13 protein-coding genes are annotated in these 18627 nt (G+C 73.9%); 5 read left to right on the top strand and 8 right to left on the bottom strand.

Annotated features, from left to right (window positions below):
• Positions 1–19 precede the first annotated feature (19 nt).
• From AB0O01_RS17445 to AB0O01_RS17435, 3 genes are all read right to left on the bottom strand, one after another.
• The gene (locus AB0O01_RS17445) at positions 20–2806 is read right to left on the bottom strand and encodes an FAD/NAD(P)-binding protein (RefSeq protein WP_365314284.1); all 2787 of its coding nucleotides are present in this window, start codon (positions 2804–2806) and stop codon (positions 20–22) included.
• 379 nt (positions 2807–3185) lie between these two features.
• A complete protein-coding gene (locus tag AB0O01_RS17440) occupies positions 3186–4424 on the bottom strand; it encodes a PQQ-binding-like beta-propeller repeat protein (RefSeq protein WP_365314283.1) in 1239 nt (412 codons plus the stop codon).
• Between the two features lie 410 nt (positions 4425–4834).
• Positions 4835–6280 (bottom strand): APC family permease, encoded by a 1446-nt coding sequence (locus tag AB0O01_RS17435; protein WP_365314281.1) that lies wholly within the window; start codon positions 6278–6280, stop codon positions 4835–4837.
• A gap of 236 nt (positions 6281–6516) precedes the next feature.
• On the opposite strand from AB0O01_RS17435, the gene AB0O01_RS17430 reads away from it, so the two are divergent.
• From AB0O01_RS17430 to AB0O01_RS17420, 3 genes are all read left to right on the top strand, one after another.
• The gene (locus AB0O01_RS17430; protein ID WP_365314279.1) at positions 6517–7956 is read left to right on the top strand and encodes an aldehyde dehydrogenase family protein; all 1440 of its coding nucleotides are present in this window, start codon (positions 6517–6519) and stop codon (positions 7954–7956) included.
• A 99-nt stretch (positions 7957–8055) separates the two neighbouring features.
• Entirely contained in the window at positions 8056–9477 is a 1422-nt protein-coding gene (locus AB0O01_RS17425) for an FAD-dependent oxidoreductase (RefSeq protein ID WP_365314278.1), read from the top strand.
• 23 nt (positions 9478–9500) lie between these two features.
• Positions 9501–10031, top strand: a complete 531-nt coding sequence (locus AB0O01_RS17420) for an Lrp/AsnC family transcriptional regulator (RefSeq protein WP_365314276.1) — start codon at positions 9501–9503, stop codon at positions 10029–10031.
• 185 nt (positions 10032–10216) lie between these two features.
• Here AB0O01_RS17420 and AB0O01_RS17415 read toward each other — a convergent pair whose 3' ends face one another.
• Positions 10217–10933 (bottom strand): NAD(P)H-binding protein, encoded by a 717-nt coding sequence (locus tag AB0O01_RS17415; RefSeq protein WP_365314274.1) that lies wholly within the window; start codon positions 10931–10933, stop codon positions 10217–10219.
• Positions 10934–11038: 105 nt separating this feature from the next.
• On the opposite strand from AB0O01_RS17415, the gene AB0O01_RS17410 reads away from it, so the two are divergent.
• The gene (locus AB0O01_RS17410; protein ID WP_365314272.1) at positions 11039–11749 is read left to right on the top strand and encodes a TetR/AcrR family transcriptional regulator; all 711 of its coding nucleotides are present in this window, start codon (positions 11039–11041) and stop codon (positions 11747–11749) included.
• Positions 11750–11832: 83 nt separating this feature from the next.
• Here the strand turns inward: AB0O01_RS17410 and AB0O01_RS17405 are convergent, their stop codons facing one another.
• The 4 genes from AB0O01_RS17405 to AB0O01_RS17390 form a co-directional block, all read right to left on the bottom strand.
• Positions 11833–12477, bottom strand: coding sequence for an HD domain-containing protein (locus AB0O01_RS17405; RefSeq protein WP_365314270.1), 645 nt, complete (start codon positions 12475–12477; stop codon positions 11833–11835).
• A gap of 122 nt (positions 12478–12599) precedes the next feature.
• Positions 12600–14555, bottom strand: coding sequence for a choice-of-anchor A family protein (locus AB0O01_RS17400; RefSeq protein ID WP_365314268.1), 1956 nt, complete (start codon positions 14553–14555; stop codon positions 12600–12602).
• Positions 14556–14744: 189 nt separating this feature from the next.
• On the bottom strand, positions 14745–15251 hold the full coding sequence (locus AB0O01_RS17395; RefSeq protein WP_365314266.1) for a hypothetical protein: 507 nt from the start codon (positions 15249–15251) through the stop codon (positions 14745–14747).
• Between the two features lie 33 nt (positions 15252–15284).
• Positions 15285–16232 (bottom strand): GNAT family N-acetyltransferase, encoded by a 948-nt coding sequence (locus AB0O01_RS17390; RefSeq protein ID WP_365314265.1) that lies wholly within the window; start codon positions 16230–16232, stop codon positions 15285–15287.
• A 76-nt stretch (positions 16233–16308) separates the two neighbouring features.
• Here AB0O01_RS17390 and AB0O01_RS17385 point away from each other — a divergent pair, with 76 nt between their 5' ends.
• A complete protein-coding gene (locus AB0O01_RS17385; RefSeq protein ID WP_365314263.1) occupies positions 16309–18606 on the top strand; it encodes a WD40 repeat domain-containing protein in 2298 nt (765 codons plus the stop codon).
• Positions 18607–18627 lie beyond the last annotated feature (21 nt).

Genomic DNA, 18627 nt, shown 5'->3' with positions numbered 1-18627 from the left:
GATAAATGCCTGACTCAGGTCACCGGGGGGTGCCCGACGGACCGCCGGGGGCGGTCAGCTCGGCCATCATCCGGCGGTCCCGGGGGGCCTCCTTGCGGTCCAGCCGGGCCGTCAGCAGCCGCTGGGCCGCCTCGCAGCGCCCGGCCGAGACCAGGGCGTACAGCAGGGTCTCCTCGACGATCTCGCGCTGGGCGGCGCTGCCGCCGACCCGGCGCAGGACCGGGAGCAGGGCGGTGAGCCCGCGGGCCGCCTCGGCGAACCGCTCCTCGGTGAGGGCCGCGAGCGCCTCGCAGAGCGGGGCGACGATCTCGCGCTGGGTCCGGTCGGCCCCGGCGGCGTGGTCGCGCAGGCGGCGCAGGGCGGCGAGGTCGCCGGCGGCGGTGAGGGCGACGGCGCTGTGCAGGGCGGTGAAGGCGGTCGCGGGGCGTTCCAGGACCTCCCGCTCGACGGCCGCGAGGACATCCCCGGCGGGCAGCGGGCCGGGCCAGTTGTCGCTGAGCCGGGCCCGCCACAGCATCGACCCGGAGTCGACCAGGGCCCGCACCCCGGCGACCCGGCCCGGCGCGAGCTGGGCGTGCCAGCGTTTGCGGACGGCGGCCGGGTCGTCCAGGGCGAGTTCGTGCAGGGCGACATGCCAGGAGAAGTGGGCGCGGTGGACGGCGCCGCGCCCGCGTCCGGCCACCCAGCCGTCGAGCCAGTCCCGGCCCCGCTCGTGGGCGCCGGTCTCGTAGTGGACGTGGGCGAGGGCGTGCACGGCGTGTCCGGCGGCGGGTTCGGCGGCCAGGACGCGGTGGGCGAGTTCCCCGGCCTCGTGCAGCCGCCCCTGCTCCTGGCGCAGGAAGGCGAGCAGCGAGGTGTGGAACCAGTGGCCGTCGTGGGCGGGTGAGGTCCGTTCGACCAGGTGGAGGGCGTAGTCGTCGTCCAGGTCGTCCACGCCGGAGAAGGCGATGGTGGGGACGGCCGCGGCGAGGGCGAGGGCGTCGCCGGGGTGGGCGTCGAGATGGTGGACGAGGGCGGTGTCGCCGCCGTCGCCGTGGACGCGGCGGGTGACGACGTCCACGAAGGAGCGCTCGCGCGCGTCGGCCCGTTCCCGGGCGCAGCGCTGGGCGTCGGCGAGGGCGCGCGGTACGTCGACGGCGGCCCCGCATTCGTGCCCGAGCAGGGCGAGCGCGGCATGTCCGAGGGCGAAGCCGGGGTCGGCGGCGACCGCGCGGGCGAAGGCGTCCTCGGCGCCCGCCCGGACCTTCAGGACCCGGTCCAGTCCGCGCCGGTAGGCGGCAGCGGCGTCGGCGTGGGTGGACAGCGGCAGCCCGTGTCCGTCGACGGGACGGCGGGTGGCGCGCGGGGCGCGGGTGGGCGGGACGAGGTGGTCGCGGGCGAGGGCGGCGGCCTGGACGCGGATCTCGGGGATCGCGGTCGTCTCCCACAGCTCACCGCGCCGGGGCGCCCCGAGCGTGAACAGCGGCAGCCCGGCGGTGGTGCCGGTGGCGGTACGAGTGTCGGTGGCGGTGGCGGTGCGGGCGTCCGTGCCGGTGCCGGTGCGAGTATCAGTGCTGGTGCCGGTGACCCTGCCGTCCTCCGTGGCCACGCCCATCCCCAGGGGGCCGGGCCGGGCCGCGCCGGTGGCCAGCAGCCACGCCCACAGCGGGTCGTCGGCGGTGGTACGGCCGGGTCCGGTGCAGTCGACCACCCAGCCGACGCCCAGGGTGGTGCCGTCGGAGAGGGTGAGGGTGAGGGGGTGCTCGCCGCCGGGCGCGGCGGAGACGACCGTCCCGGTGTGCACGGTGAGGCGGCGGGCGGTGCGGGCGCGGGTGACGGACTCGGCGGTCGCCGGGGCCATCCGGTGGCGGTGGGTGTTCCACAGGGCGCCCTCGCGGGCGAGGAACTCGGCGCGCTCGTCCGGGGTGAGGCTCCGCCACAGTTGTGCGGTCTGCGGACGCAGACTGTCCAGCGCGGGCCGCCAGTCGCCGTGGGTGCGCAGGGCGCGGGCCACATGCCGGTAGACGGTCCGCCGCAGCCGCCCCAGGGTCGTCGGACCGGACAGCGGGGGCGCGGGCATGGCGGGGGCGGGGGTGAGGGCGTGCGGCTGGGGCAGCAGCCCGCTGCGGGAGACGACGTGCACGACCCGTCCGGGCCGGTCCAGCGCGAGCGCCAGATCGACGGCGGTCAGCCCGCTCCCGACGAGCAGCACATCACCGGGCCCCGCGTCCGGCGCCGCCGCCGTGGCCCCGTCCAGCGCGCCCGGCTCCCAGGGGCGGGCGACGAAGCGGGGCGAGGTGCGCAGGGGTCGCGGGGCCCAGGCCGCGGTGGGGGCGGCGGGGCCGGTCGCCAGGACCGCCCGGTCGGCGGTGAGCAGGCCCCCGTCGGCGAGGTGAAGGTCCACCCGGTCGCCGGGGGCGCCGGTACAGCTCTCGACGCGGGTGCGCAGCCGCCGTACCGAGACGGTTCCCCGGGCGCGGACGACGGCGGCGGCGAAGGTGTCGGCGAGGTAGGCGCCGTAGCGGTAGCGGGTGGCGAAGTCGGCGCCGGTGACCTCGGGTTCGCCGTGCCGGGCCAGCCAGCGGGTGAAGTGGCCGGGGTCGTCGGGGTAGCAGCTCATGTTCCCGGCGGGGACGTTGAGCCGGTGCCGGGGGTCGCGGGTGGCGTAGGCCGTGCCGCGCCCGGCCTCCGGGGCGGGGTCGACGAGGACGAGGGCGAGGGGGGTTCGGCGGCGCAGGGCGGTCTCGCAGACCTGGAGGGCGGTGAGCGTCCCGGCCGCTCCGGCGCCGACGATGGCCACGGTGTACGGCTGGCGGGCTGAGGTCATGTGCTGCCTCCGGCGAGGGTTCGTTCGTTCGATCGATCGTTCCTCACTCTTCCGATCGGATTGACCGGAAACCATCCCCGCCCGCCCGATCTCACCGGATCCTCAGGGCACCGGGCCCCGCTTCATACGGCGTTCATACGGCGCGGCGCGGGGGCCTCCGGCCCTCGGCGGGCCTTCAGTGGCCCCGGCGGGCCCTCAGGTTGGCCCTCAGGTGGCCTCCCGGCGGCCCTCGGGTGGCCTCGCAGCGGACCTCAGCGACTCCCCGGCGGCCCTCAGCGGCTCCCGGGCGGACCTCAGCGACTCCCGGGCGGCCCTCAGCGGCCCCTCCACGAGCCTCATCGGCCCCTCCGCGAGCCCTCAGCGAGCCCTCAGCCGCCCCTCAGCGCAGGGAGAACACTCCCGGCTCCCCGCTCATCGCCAGATGGTTCACCACCACATGCCCCTCCGTCACCGGGATCAGCTCCGGCCGGACCGACAGTGACGCGGTGGCACCGGGGTCCCGCGGCGCGATCCGGCCCTGTTCGCGCCCGTCCGTGCCCAGCAGGACGACGAGACCGCCCCCGGGACCGGACGCGAGCACCCCGATCCGCCCGTCGGGTTCGCGGACGAGGGCACCGGCGGTGACGCCCTCGGGACGGTGGTCCCAGACCGGGCGGCCGGTGGCGAGGGAGTGGGCGACCACATGGTCCGCGCCACCGCGACCCCGCCCGGCGAGGGTGACCAGCAGGTCCCCGGCGACCAGCGGTGGGCTCGCCGCTCCCCCGCCCGGCCGCACCCCCCTGGGCACGGTGAGTTCCCCGGCGGGCCCCGACAGCGGCACCGTCGCCGTGGACCGGCCGCGCGCGTCGAAACCGAGGTAGGCCCGGGTGCCGCGCGGGTCCTCCTCCGCCACGGCGAGGACGGCGGGCGTCGCGGACACCACGGCGGCGGTGACGCCCGGCGCCCGGACCGGCAGCGCCCGGACCCAGCGCTGCGCGCCGGTGCGGGTGTCGAGGGCGGTGAGGCGGGCGCGGGTCCCGCACTGCTCGACCAGCAGGGCGCGGTCGTCGTCGGCGCCGAGGGCGCGGGGGGCGCAGCCGTCGGCGACACCGCGCCACCAGCGCTGGGCGCCGGTCTCGGCGGAGCGGGCGCGCAGGGCGTCCCGTTCGGCGGTGAGGACGAGGGAGGCGCCGACGGCGAGGCCGCCCGCGACCAGCCCGCCGCCGGTCAGGGGGCGCCGCCACAGTTCCGCGCCGTCGGCCGCGCGGACGGCGGCCAGGGTGGCGCACGGCCGCCCCCGGTCCCCGAACCCGATGAACCCGACGCCCTGCGCGACCCCGGGGCTCATGGCGCAGACGGCCGTCCGGCGCGGCGGGGCCACGCTCCACAGCACGGCCCCGTCATCGGAGGCGTAGGCGAAGAGCCCGTCCGGGCGGCCCTGGACGACGGTGTCGCCGAGGCCCCAGGCGCCGGGGCCCTCGTCCTGGCGGGCCCCGCCGGCCGCGACCTGCCAGCCGACGACCGGCCGGACGGGCCCAGCCGACGCGGGCGCCCCCCGCGCGCCGGGCGCACCCCCGCTGTCGGGCCACCACGCCCAGAGCCCGGCGACCACGGCGAGACAGAGCGCGGGCGCGGCCACCCGGACCCACTGTCGCCATCCCCCGGCGGAACCGGCCCCACTCTCGTCGTAGGGCCGTCCCCCGCCCGTACGCACGCCCATCCCCCACCCCCGGCGAACCCCCGCACGGCACACCCTGCTGTGCCGCCGGGACGGAATCTACCGCCGTCCTACCCGCCCGCCGGGGCCGGATGCGGACGGGGGACGGGGGTGGGGTGTGCGAGCGGCGGGGAAGGGCGCGCGACGGGCGGCTCACTCCGGCGACGCACTCCCGGGCCCCGTCCCCGGATCCCCGCACTCCGGCGACGCACGCCCGGACCCCCGCCCCCGGATCACCTCACTCCGGAGACGCACGCCCGGACCCTGTCCCCGGACCCCCTCACTCCGGAGACGCACGCCCGAACCCACGCCCCCGGATCACCTCGTTCCCCTCACTCCCTCCGGTCCTGCACCTTCCTCCGGTACATCCACAGCACCACCGACACCGCCAGCACCCCCAGCGCGATGGCGAGTTCCTTGAAGCCGCCGTATCCGGTGATGGAGAAGCCCGTGGCGCCGACGACCAGGATCACGGTGAGCAGGGCCGCCAGGAACCAGGCCAGCGGGACGAAGAAGCCCGGCAGCCGGATCGGGCGCGGGGCGTCCGGCCGGTCGCGGCGCAGCAGGGCGAACCCGGAGATGGCGAGGACATGGACCAGGATGTAGCCGAGGTTGCCGGTGACGATGATCGCCAGGGGGGTCTTCAGGACCGTCAGGACGACGATGTTGAGGACCAGGGCGACCAGCAGCGCGCGGGCCGGGACGCCCCGCCGGTTGAGGACGCCGACCTGGCGGACGGTGTGGCCCTGGCGGCCCATCTCGTAGAGCACGCGGGAGCCGTCGGCGAGGCCGGTGATCATGATGAGCAGCAGGGACGCGATGAGGAAGACGACCATCAGGTCGGCCGCGCCGCCCACCAGGTCCTGGAAGGCGCCGACGTAGAACGTGGTGGGGTCGGCGGAGATGGCCGATTCACCGACGTAGCCGGAGAGGGCGAGCGGGAGCAGGATGAAGACGCCCAGGCAGAACAGGACTCCGGCGCGCAGGGCCCGTGAGGTGTCCCGGACGGTGTCCTTGTACTCGGGGGCGAAGGTCGCGCAGACCTCGACGCCGAAGGACGTCCAGGCCATCACATAGAGCCAGACGAGGGCCTCGCGGACACCGCCGAAGCCGTCCGGGAGGTTCCAGTGCAGTCCGCTCGCGCTCCAGTCGCCGCTGAAGAACGGCAGCACGATGAAGACGGCGAGGGGGATCAGCAGCGCGCCGCCGGTCACGTACACCAGCCACATCGCCACGTTCAGGCCGAACATCGTGGCGGCGAAGAGGAGCAGGATCACCGCCAGGCCGACCACGATCGGGAAGCTCAGTTCGGCGGGGCCGAGGGTGACCGACCAGTCCTGGCCGGGGAACCACTGGGCCTGGACGAACGAGCCGATGATCCCGGCGTAGACGGCGAGCGCGGTGGTCCAGGGGAACCAGTAGCCGACGCTGGCGATCGGGCCGACGACGGGGGCGCGGGAGCGCCAGCCCTCGGCCGCGTAGGCGGCGATCCCGCCGGAGGAGGTCGGGAACATCGCGGCGAGTTCGGTGTAGATCCAGTTGGTGGCGGTGGCCAGGACCATGGAGGCCGCCCACAGGGCGATGGCTCCCCAGGCCCCGAGGCCGCCGATGGAGGCGCCCAGGGAGGCGATCAGGGCCGCGGGCATGGTCAGCGACATGGCGAAGCCGTCGTACCAGCGGATCTTCTTGGCGAGGGCGTGCTCGGGTTCGGCGGGCGAGGTGGGCTGCTTCGCCGGCGGGCTCGCGGATGACGGGGTGCTCGGTGGCGGGGTGCTCATGGCGGTGTTTATAAGTCCAGCGAAAATTTCCCGTCAAGATGCACGCATGAGCAATCAGAAAGGTTTTACTTTGCGGATCCGTGAGTCTTGACGTTCCAAACTTGCCGATGAATCATCTGCCGTAGACGGCGTCGACGACGTCGGTGACATCGGTGACGTCGGCGATGTCGAAACGGACGACAGCCGGACGACAGCCGCACCCCGGACCCCGGATCGGACAGAGGAGCACTCACCTCATGACCACCGCAGAGCAGCAGCTCTTCATCAACGGCGCCTTCACCGACGGTGCCGGTTCACAGACCGCCGAGGTGATCAGCCCGGCCACCGGCGAGCGCGTCGGCTCCTTCCCGCTGCCCGTCGCGGCCGATCTGGACGCCGCCGTCGAGGCCGCGCACCGGGCGCAGCGCGCGTGGGCCGGGGTCAATGTGTGGGACCGGGCGGCGGCCTGTCACCGCATCGCCGACGAGATCGACAAGCGCCGTGACGAACTGGCCCGGCTCCAGACCCTGGAGCAGGGCAAGCCGCTCGCCGAGTCGGTCGCCGATGTCACCGAGACCGCGCAGTTGTTCCGGCTGCACGCCGAGGACGCGGTCCGGCTGAACGGCGAGACGCTGCTGTCCCGCGACAACTCCAAGAAGATGTTCACCTTCCACCGGCCGGTCGGCACCTGGGCCATCATCACGCCCTGGAACTTCCCGCTGCTGATGTTCGCCGAGTTCGCCGCCCCCGGCCTCGCCACCGGCAACGCCCTGATCGTCAAGCCGCCGGCCAACACCCCGCTGACCGTCCTCAAGGCGATGGAGGCGGTCGCCGCCGCCGGGCTGCCGGAGGGCCTGGTCAACATCCTGCCCGGCGACGGCCCCTTCGGTGACGCCCTGGTGCGCCACCCCGGCATCCACGCCATCGGCTTCATCGGCTCCTCCGCGACCGGCGCGAAGATCACCGCGGCGGCCGGGCTCAAGCGCTCCCTGATGGAGTGCTCCGGCAACGGCCCGCTGGTCGTCCTCGCCGACGCCGATCTCGACGCCGCCGCGAAGGCCGCCGTCGACGGGGCCTACCCGTGCGCCGGGCAGGTCTGCTGCGCCACCGAGCGGGTCGTCGTGGACGCCTCGGTGCACGACGCGTTCGTCGAGGCCGTGCTGCGCGAGTCGGAGCGGGTGCGCCTCGGCGACCCGTTCGACGACAAGACCGTCCTCGGCCCGCTCAACAACGAGGGCGTCGCCGCCAAGATGGACCGGCACATGGCCGACGCCCGCGAGCGCGGCGCGGAGATCCTGCTCGGCGGTGCCCGCCGCAGCGGCATGCCGACCGACCTCTACTACGAGTTCACCGTGGTCGACGCCGTGCCCGAGGACAGCCTGCTGTCCCGCGAGGAGTCGTTCGGCCCGGTCGTCCCGATCATCACCGGCCGCGACGAGGACGATCTGCTGCGCATCGCCAACGACGACGCCCTCGGCCTCCAGGGCGCGGTCTTCACCTCGTCCATGAAGTCCGCCTTCCGGTTCATGGAGGAGCTGGAGGTGGGCCAGGTGATCGTCAACGAGTCCAACAACTGGTGGGACATCAACATGCCGTTCGGCGGCGCGGGCTCCCGCGGCACCGGGTGGGGCCGGATCGGCGGCAAGTGGACGCTGATGGACATGACGGACACCCGTACCGGGGTCATCAGCCTCTGATCCGTACGTCCGTCCCGGGGCGTGCCCCTGCTCGGGCACGCCCCCTCCTCTCCCCCCTCCCCCCTCTCCCCCTCCCTCCCCTTCCGCAGTGAGGAGCCCATGACCTCCGCCGCCGAGACCTCGCCACCGGCCGCCCCCCGCCTGCGGCTGCGCCACGCGGCCCCCCTGCCCTACTGGCTGGACCGGCCCGAGAGTCCCGGGGCCGAGCCCAGGCTCACCGGGGACACCGCCTGCGACCTCGCCGTGGTCGGCGGCGGCTACACCGGGCTGTGGACCGCGCTGCTCGCCAAGCGCCGGTTCCCGAAGCTGGATGTCCTGCTGCTGGAGCAGAGGACCTGCGGCCATGCCGCCAGTGGCCGCAACGGCGGCTTCTGCTCCCCCTCCCTCACCCACGGCCTCGCCAACGGCGTCGCCCGCTGGCCCGGTGAGATCGGCCTCCTCCAGCGCCTGGGCACCGCCAACTTCGACGCCTTCGAGCGCGACCTGGAGACCCACGGCATCGACTGCGGCTTCGCCCGCACCGGCAAGGTCACCGTCGCCGCCACCGACTGGCAGGCCCGCGCCCTCGCCGACGCCGCCGCCCTCTCCCGCGCCCACGGCGAACCCGCCACCCTCCTGGACCGCGACGCCCTGCGCGCCTACGTCGACTCCCCGGTCTGGCAGTCCGGGCTGTGGAGTCCGGACTACGCCCTGCTCGACCCGGCCCGCCTGGTGTGGGGCCTGCGCCGCGCCTGTCTGGACCTGGGCGTGCGGATCGCCGAGCACACCGAGGTCGAGGCCCTGGACACCCGCCCGCGCGGCCCCGTCCGGCTGCGCACCCCCTACGCCGAGGTCCGGGCCAAGAGGGTCGCCCTCGCCACCAACATCCACCGCCCGCTGCTGCGCCGCCTCTTCCTCACCATGGTCCCGGTCTACGACTACGCCCTGGTCACCGAGCCCCTGACGGACGCCCAGTTGGCCTCGGTCGGCTGGACCGGCGACCACGGCATCACCGACGCCGGGAACCAGTTCCACTACCTCCGCAAGACCGACGACGGCCGGATCCTGTGGGGCGGCTACGACGCCATCTACCACTACGGCAGCCGCACCGACGACGAACTCACCCAGCGCGCCGCCACCTTCGAGACCCTGGCCCGGCAGTTCGCCGAGGCGTTCCCGCCGCTCGCCGGGGTCTCCTTCTCGCACGCCTGGGGCGGCATCATCGACTCCACCACCCGGTTCTGCATGTTCGCCGGTACAGCGGCGCGCGGCCGGGTCTCCTACGCCCTCGGCTTCACCGGACTCGGCGTCGGTGCCACCCGCTACGGCGCCGAGGTGATGCTGGATCTGCTGGCCGGACGCCGTACCGAGGCCACCAGCCCGGCGATGATCCGCCGCCCCCCGGTCCCCTTCCCGCCCGAACCGGTGCGCTGGCTCGGCATCCAGGCGACCCGCCGCTCGATGGCCCGCGAGGACGAGACCGGCGACCGGAACCTGTGGCTGCGCACCCTGGACCGGCTCGGCCTCGGCTTCGACTCGTGAACCGGGGGAGGAATGATGGGCCCATGGGTTCCACGGCACATCAGGGCGGCCATCCGCTCGACGACATCGACCGGCGCATCATCGCCATCCTCCAGGCCGACGGGCGGCGCGCCTACAGCCAGATCGCGGAGGACCTCGGTATCCCGGCCTCCTCGGTCCGCTACCGGGTGCAGCGCCTCGAGGAGAACGGCGTCCTCCAGATCGTCGGCATCGCCAATCCGCTGACCATCGGCTTCGACCGGTTCGCGATGATAGGGCTGAAGGTGCGCCCCGGCATGACCCGCGAGGTCTGCCGCCAGTTGCGCGAACTGCCGGAGACCTCCTACGTCATCATGACGGCGGGTCAGTACGACGTGATGGCCGAGGTGATCTGCCGGGACACCGACCACTTCACCGATCTGGTGAACGAGCGGATGCATCTGATGGAGGGCGTCATCTCCACCGAGTCGTTCTTCGTCCTGGAGGTGCACAAGATGGCGTACGGGTGGGGTGTGGGCGAGGTGGAGACCCTGCTGCTGGACGGGCGGGGCGGGGCGAAGCCGGCCGACGGCTGAGCGGATCCGCACCGGCCCCGGGCGTTGTCAGTGCCCGGGGTTATGCTCGCCGTCCCTTGAATGGGTGGGCCGGACGGAGATCGTGAGGGACTCGCGGCCATGGGGGGTGGGTGAGGTCCCCGGCAGTCCGCTCGGGCCCCGAGATGCCGATACGCCACCCCCCTTCCCCACCCCCACCCCTACCCTCACCCGCTGCCCGCGTGGGCCAGCGCGCTCGGGGTGTGGCGGCCGACGATCGCCGGGGCCTGCCGGACCAGACGGTCGTCGGTGAGCGCGGCGACCATGAACAGGGCGAAGTCCACCCGCCGGGTCAGATCGCTGGCCAGCACCGGATCCCCGACATGCTCCGCCCACACCGGCAACCCCTGGCTCTCGCCCTCCTCCAGCGAACTGCCCCGCACCACGGTCCAGCGGGTGTCGCTGGCGAAGATCCGGCGGCACGCCTCCACCTGGTCGTCGATCTCGGCGAACCGCACCAGCTTGCCGATGACCGTCGCGGCCCGCAGCCCGAAGGTGAACAGCCGTGAGTAGCGGTCCTTGCCATCCCGGGTGATGTGCCAGCCGCAGGAGAAGACGAGCCGGGCGCCGGGCCGGGCGAAGTCGAGCACCGCCTGCGCGGTGCCCGAGGAGTACTGCCGCACCCCCCACGGCACCAGCACCGTGAGCACCCCGTCGCACCCCTCGACCGCCCGCCGGATCACCTCGCGGTCGTCGGTGTCCCCCGGCACCACCGTGATCCGCCCCTCGAACCCGGCCAGCTTCGGCACACTGCGCTCCCGGCAGACCCCGACCACCTCATAGCCGCGCTCCAGCGCCTGCCGGACCATGTACTGCCCGAGCTTCCCGGACGCGCCGACGACACACACCTTGGCCATCCGCCCCTGCCCCTGCTCCCCGTCCATGCCGCACAATCCCTTCACCGACCTGCGAACCTTACCTTGTAAGGCAAGGTAACCTTATGCCGTAAGGCAGTCAAGCGGAGCCGAGGCGGAGAGGGTGGAGCAGGGATGCCCGAGGGAGGAAGGGCCCGGCGCGGCCCGGCGGGACGCACCCCGCTCAGCCGTGAGCGGGTGATCCGTACGGCGGTGGCGGTGGCGGACGAGAAGGGGTCGGCGTCCCTCACCATGCGGGCCGTCGCGGCGCCGCTGGGCGTCGAGGCGATGTCCCTGTACCACCATGTGTCGGGCCGGGAGGACATCCTCGACGGCATGGTGGACACGGTCTTCGGGGAGATCGAGCTGCCGTCGCTCACCCCGCCGTCCGGCGCCCCCGGTCCCCACTGGCGGGAGGCGATGGCCGCCCGCGCCCGCTCGGCCCGCGCCGCGCTGCTGCGCCATCCCTGGGCGATCGGCCTGATGGACTCCCGCACCCACCCCGGCCCGGCGACCCTGCGCCACCACGACACGGTGATCGGCGCGCTGCGCGCGGCCGGTTTCTCGGTGGCGATGGCGGCGCACACCGTCTCACTGATCGACAGCTATCTCTACGGCTTCGTCCTCCAGGAGGTGAGCCTGCCGTTCCGGGGCGAGCCGGAGCGGGACGAGGTGGCGGGCGCCATCATCGACCGGATGCCCGCCGACGCCTACCCCCACCTCGCCGAACTGGCCGCCGAACACGTCATGAAGCCGGGATACGACTACGCCGACGAGTTCGACTTCGGGCTCACCCTCATCCTCAACGGCCTGTCCCCCGACGAGGGGACGGACCTCCCGGAGTGACTCAGCCCCGGTCGGGGCCGCGGCCGGGGTCCCGGTGGGGATCCTGGCCGGGGAACCGGTAGGGATCCTGGCCGGGGTCCCGGTCAGCGTCCCCGGTCGGCGTCCCCATCAGCGTCCCGGCCGAGGTCCCCGTCGAGCGGGTTGGCCGTCACCCGGTCCGCCATCCCGTTCGCCACCAGCAGGGCCGCCGAGCAGCGCGGCTTGCGGGCCGCCTGGTCCGCGAAGAGCCGGACGAAGGACGCCGCGAAGTCCCCCCGGGGGTAGGCCGCGACCAGGGCCCGGCGGAAGGCGGGGTCGAAGTCCCCGAGGGTCCCGCCGGACACATCGGCGGTGGTGCCCACCTGGAGCAGCCGGCTCTCCGGATCCGCCTCCGGTGCCACGTCGTCCCGCATGTGCAGGACGATCACCTCGGCGGCCCGGTCCCGCCGCTCCACCGGCCAGCCCAGCCCGGCCGTGAACACCCGGGCCAGATGCCCGCCCGCCTCCTCGAACGGCAGGGTGTGGCTGTCGAAGGGCGGGGTGAGTCCCAGATCGTGCAGCAGCGCGGCGACGTAGAGCAGCTCCCCGTCGAAGTCCAGGCCCCGGTCCCGGGCCCAGGCCGCGGCGAAGAAGTAGGCCCGCAGACTGTGGTGGCGCAGCGCCTCGTCCGCGTACTCCGCGCAGACCAGCTCCGCCGCGCGGGCCGCCCGGCCCTCCGGTGTCCGCAACCCCGCGACCTCCGTCGGCATCGGCCGACCCCCTCTCGTACGACGACTGGGCGCAGCCTAACCAGTGCCGGGAGCACGGCCGCGCCCGCCGTCGGGGGACAGGGACGGCGGGCGCGGGTCAGGAGGGGTTGCCCCCGCCGGGATCAGGCGTCCTCGCAGTGGTCGCCGTAGCCCTTCCCGTGCTCCTTCCCGTGGTCCTTGCCGTGCTCCTTGCCGTGGTCCTTCTTGTCGCCGTACTCCTTGTCGCCGTACTCCTTCTTGTCGCCGTAGCCGTCGTCGCCGTAACCGTGGTCGCCGTAGCCGGGCTTGCAGGGCTCGGGGGGTTCCTCGCCCTCGGGGGTGTTGTCGAGGCGGGCCGTGGCGGTCTCGCCGTCGGTGTCGAGGACGTACGGGCCGCTGACCGGGTTGTCCGGCAGGAGGTAGCCGTCGGGGACGGCGGTCTCGCGCAGGTAGTAGGTGCCCTGCGGGAGTTCACCGAAGGTGCAGCGGCCGTCGGCGTCCGTGGTGCAGACGCCGCCGACATGGGTGTCGGGGTTGGGCCCGGAGGTCTGGAGGCCGGGGACGCCGTTGGTCTCCTGCCACAGTTCGAAGGTGGCCCCGGCCAGCGGGTCGCCGGTGTCGGCGTCGGTCTTGACGATCTGTACGGCGCCGTTGTCCTGCGGGGTGGTGGTGGGCCGGTTGGCCGCGGTCACCGAGACCCCGTCGGTGGCGTTCTCGGGGGTGAGGACCAGGGGGCCGAAGACCGCGGGCTGGGGGAGTTCGTAGCCGTCGGGGGCGTCCGTCTCCTGCCAGTAGTACGTGCCCGTCTCCACGGACCGGGCGCACAGGCCCTGGGCGTCGGTGACGCAGGGGGCGCCGACGCGGGTGTCGGCGTCGGTGCCGGTGGTCTGGAGGCCGGGGATGTTGTTGGTCTCGTGCCAGAGCTGGAAGGTGGCGCCCGTGAGGGGCTCCTGGGTCCCGGCGTCGACCTTCTTCACGCTCACCACGCCGGTACGGGGCTCCGGGGCGCCGCAGTCGGGCAGGTCACCGTCGAAGGGGTAGGCGTGGAACTCCTGGCCGCCGCCCCCGGTCGCGGCGGAGGTGTGGGTGAGGGAACCGGTGGTGAAGAACCGGCCGTTGATGCCCGGCAGGGTCACCGTGGTGCTGGAGCCCTGGTTGCCGATCAGGAAGCTGCCCTGGAACTGCCCGGTGCCGATCAGGTCCACGGTGGCGGCATCGGGGAAGTTCCACAGCAGGCGCTCGCGGTAGGCGTTGAGCGGGTCGGTGGCATCGTCGATGGCACCGCTGTAGGTGTTGATGGTGCGGTCGGCGCCGACGATGTTCACGAGGATGGTGGCATTGGCGGGGATGTTCGCGAAGGCCACGCCCTGCTGGCCGCCGTTGGCGGAGGCGAGGTCGAAGTCCACGTTGAAGACCTGGAGGGCGGAGGTGCCGTCCCCGGTGAACAGGGTCTGGAAGCCCTGGTTGACGGCGGTGCCGGTGGGGGTGCGCGGGGCGCCGTTGACCCGGGCGTAGCACTGGCTGGCGTCGGTGAGCTGGTCGCGCAGGCCGACATAGGGGTCGGTGGCGTCCGGGTCCTGCACGAGATCGGCCAGGACGGTGCCGGTGACGGTGCCCGCGTGCCGGACGACCCCCGCCTCGGCCAGCAGCCGCTGCCCGCTCGCCACGGTGACATCGCCGCCGGTGGTGAGCCAGTCGGCGCCGACCGGGGGCGGGACGCGGGAGCCTACGCCGGCCTCGCCCAGGTTGTAGACCTGGCTGACGCCCGCGCGCTTGTTCATGTCGAAGTTGTCCAGGACGACGACCCGGCCCTCGGCCTCGGCCGCGGCCTCCCGGACGTTGAAGTCGCTGCCGACGAAGATGTTGATGCCGTTGTCGCGACCGGCGATGGGGCCGTTGCTCACCCCGGGGAAGGGGTCGGGGCAGTCGCCGGGGACACAGGGGCCGAGACCGCCGGGGAGCGGCGCGGCCGACGCGGAGGACACTCCGGGTCCGAGGACCAGCACGGGTACGGCCGTGAGCGCCACGGCACAGGAGAGCCCCGCGGATCTCGCACGCCGTCGCAGGCGCCCGGAGGGGCGGGGGGTGAGGTTGCTCATGCCCGGAGTGTCGAATTGCCTGGTGGCGCCCACCACCCGGGGAACCCCGGGGTTGGTCCGGTCAGTGGCACCGCTCACCGCCAGGCGTGAACGCAGGGGGCCGCCAGGAGTACAGGAACGTCCACCGGGTACCGGCCTACTGGCCTACCGGCTACCGGCTACCGGCTACCGGCTACCGGCCACGGACCGTCACATCGTGGCGCCCACGACGGTGATGCCGCCCTCGCCCCGCTCGAAGCAGGCGATCAGCTCGGCGGGGGTGACCGGTCCGCCGGTGTGGTCGAGCAGCAGCACGGGCCGCGTGGGGTCGGGGCCATGGTCATGGTCGGTGACGGCCGTCTCGCGGCGGAGCAGCACCCGGAAGTCGGGGTCGCGGGGGTCGACCGGCAGGGTATCGGGATCGGCATCGGGATCGGGGCCGGGCTCGGCTGCGGCGCGGGCGAGGACGGCCCGATGGGAGACCAGGGTCACCGACAGCCGGTCACCCGTCCGCTCGTAACGGGCCGACAGATCCTCGGGCAGCAGATAGAAGACCCCCTCCTCCCCCTCGTGCCCCCGGTCGAGCAGCCCGCACACCAGCCGCTCACCGGGGTCGGCGGAGGTGTGGTCGAGCCCGAGGAACACCTCCGGGGTGTCCGGGTCGAGGGAGGGGATCGTACCGATCCAGAGATGGGTGTCGGTGTCGCGGTCGTCCATGCGGCGAATCCAAGCACAGGGCCGGTCGCCGGGTCAGGCCCCGGGGTGGTCCGGGGTCACCGGCAGGGTGACCTCCCAGGTGTCCACGGCGAAGTGGGTGCGCATGCCGTGCCGCTCGTAGAGGCGCAGCGCGCCGGTCTCGTTGGCGGTGTCGACGCCCAGGCCGATGGTGTCCCGGCCGGTCGCCGCGTACGAGCCGAAGGCGTGGCGCAGCAGATGACCGGCGATGCCCCGGCCCCGGAACGCCTTGCGGACGCCGAGGATGTTGATCCAGCCGTAGGGCTCGCGGTGGTCGGAGGTGACCAGCACGGCCGCGTCGCCCTCCCCCTCCAGCGAGGCGATCCAGACGCGGTCCCACTCCATGCGGTTGCCCAGGTTGGTGAGCCACTGGTCGTAGGTGAGGGGGGTGTGGTCGAAGTGGTCGACGAAGGTCTCCTCCACCAGGGCGTGAGCGGTGCGCCGGTCGGCCTCGTCGCGGCAGTCGCGCAGCCGCAGTCCGGCGGGGGCGGGGGGCAGCGGGTCGGCGGCCGGGTCCAGCGGGCGGGTCAGGACGTGGTACCGGCGGACGGTGGACCAGCCGCGGCGGGTGAGCAGGGCGGTGTCCAGGGTGGGCCGGATATTGAGGTGGAGATGGACGACGGCCTTCTCGGCACCGTTGGCACGGGCGCGGCGCACGGTCTGGGCCTCCATCAGATCGAGGAGCCGCTCCCCCGCGTCCTGATGCTCCGGCAGCACATAGTGGTCCATGTCGATCCGCTCGCCGCGCGAGTCGTCCCACACCAGCCCGTACGCCACGAGGCGCCCGTCGTGGAACGCCAGCCACGAGTTCTCCGCGAGGGCGGCCTCGGGGTGGGTGAGGTCCTCCTGGACCTGGGCCGTGTCGGTCTCCTCGCGGCCGATCTCGATCAGATCGACGGCGTTGAGCAGCGCGCTGATCCCGGGGGCGTCGGCGGGGGTGGCGGGGCGGATGACTGGGTCCATCGGACCACTGTCCGGGGTGGGCGGCGGGGGCCGCAACGCAATATCGGGGCGGGCTGTCGGGCCTACGATGCCGGGCATGTCCGATGGTGTGCGTGACGGTGATGTGCGTGACGGTGGTGTGCGTGACGGTGGTGTGGGCGCGGGTACGGGCGCGGGTCCGGGCGGGCCGGGGGCCTGGTGGTCGGATCCGGAGTTTCTGGTGCACGGGGATGTCCGGCGGGTGTGGGGGCTGCTGGATGCGGCGCCGGACGCTCGGGCCCGGTCGGTGGCGGCGGTGTACCGGGCCTCGGCACATCTGCACCGGGACGCGATGCCCGCCGGGCGCCGACAGCTCCTGGCGCTGGATGCCGTCCGGTACGGAGAACGGGAGTTGTCCGCCCGGATCACCGCCGTGCCCGTGGCCGAAGGGGGACCGGCGCGGTGGGGGTTCGAGTGGGCCACGGGAGAGCGGATCGACTCCCGCTTGCGCTACGCCCTGACCGCCTGGAACCTGCCGTGCGCGGCCACGGCCGTGGTGGAGGGCCGTGCGGTCGCTGTCGGCCCGTCGCGGGGCGGCTGCAACGCGGGCAGAGGACTCCAGGTGTGGGACCTGATGACCGGCGAGCAGATCGGTGAGCCCCTGACCGGCCACACCGACCTGGTGCGCGCGGTGGGGACGGGGGTGATGGACGGGCGTCCCGTCGCGGTCACCGGAAGCCAGGACGGCACCGCGCGGGCGTGGGATCTGACCGGCCTTGAGCCGATCGGCAACCCCCTGACCGGCCACGAGGGCTGGGTGACGGCCGTGTCGGTGGCCGTGCTGGACGGCCGACTTGTCGCCGTCACAGGCGGCAGCGACAGGACCGCGCGGGTGTGGGACCTCGGCACCGGACAGCAGATCGGCGAGCCCTTCACCGGCCACGAGGACGGGGTGCGGGGCGTGGCGACAGCGGTGGTGGAGGGCCGCCCCGTCGCCGTCACCCATGGCCAGTACGACGCCACGGTCCGGGTGTGGGACCTCGCCACCGGTCGGCAGATCCACGAGCCGCTGACCGGCCACACCGACCGAGTACTGGCGGTCACGACGGCCGAGGTGAACGGGGCACCGGTTGCCGTCACCGGCAGCTACGACACAACGGCCCGAGTCTGGGACCTCACGACCGGCAGACCCATCGGCGCCCCGCTCACCGGCCACTCCCACAAGGTGCCGGCGGTGGCGGCGACTTCGGTGGACGGCCGCCCGTTCGCCGTCACCGGCAGCGGTGACGCCACGGCCCGGATATGGGATCTGGCCACGGGAGAGCAGGTCGGCGACCCGCTGACGGGCCACACCGACGAGGTGGGTGCGGTGGCGGTGGCGGAGGTCGCCGGTGTCCCGGTGGTCGTCACCGCCGGTGAGGTCAGCGGCACGGACCACTGCGTACGCGTATGGCACGGGACGGGTCGTCGGCGGACCCCCGAACGGTCCTCGGCCGGACACGAAGGCACCGTGCTCGCGGTGGCGGCGGCGCTGCTCGGCGAGCGGCCCGTGACGGTCACCGGAAGTGCCGACGGCACGGCGCGCGTATGGGACGTGGCGACGGGAGAGCGGATCGGGACCCCCCTCACCGGCCACACCGACGGGGTGCACAGCGTGTCGGCGGGGATGGTGGACGGCCGTCCGGTCGTCGTCACCGGCGGCTACGACGCACTCCGGCTCTGGGACCCGGCCACGGGTGAGCCCCTCGGTGAACCGCTCACCGACCCGGACGGACGGACGATCACGCGGGCCACGGGAACGCTGAACGGCCGCCCCGTAGCCGTCACCAGCAGTGGCTACGGCAGCGGCAGGCCCCTGCAACTCTGGGACCCGGCCACCACACGCGAGCCGATCGGCAGGTTCCCCACCGGTCGCCACCGCAGGCACGCCGACAGGATCATCGCGGTGGCGGTGGGCATGCTGGACAGCCGACCGGTCGCCGTCACCAGCGCCGACGACCGGACCGTACGCGTGTGGGACGCCACCACGGGGCGGCAGGTCGGTGAGCCCCTGGCGGACAACTACCCGGTGCGGGCGGTTGCCACGGCGGTGCTGGACGGCCGCCCGCTCGTGCTCCTCGGCGGCGACGCCGGGACGGCACGGATAGTGGACCTGGCCACGGGCCGACAGGTCGGCGGGTCGCTGGGCGGCCACACCGACACGGTGTGCGCGGTGGCGCTGGGCACGATGGATGGACGCCCCGTCGCCGTCACCGGGAGCTGGGACGCCACCGTGCGGGTGTGGGACGCGGTGACGGGCGAACAGGTCGGCGAGGAGGTGGTGTTCCCCGCCGGGGTGAACGCGGTCGCGGTGACGCCGGACGGGCGACTGGCCGTCGGATTCGGCCCGGAACTGGCCGTCCTCTCCCCTCGCTGACCCCTCGCTGACCGCTTGTTG

Origin of the sequence: Streptomyces sp. NPDC093252 (assembly GCF_040683675.1) — a bacterium.
GTDB lineage: Bacteria > Actinomycetota > Actinomycetes > Streptomycetales > Streptomycetaceae > Streptomyces.
Note: the sequence above shows the minus strand (reverse complement) of the source record. Positions and strands in the feature narration are given on the sequence as shown.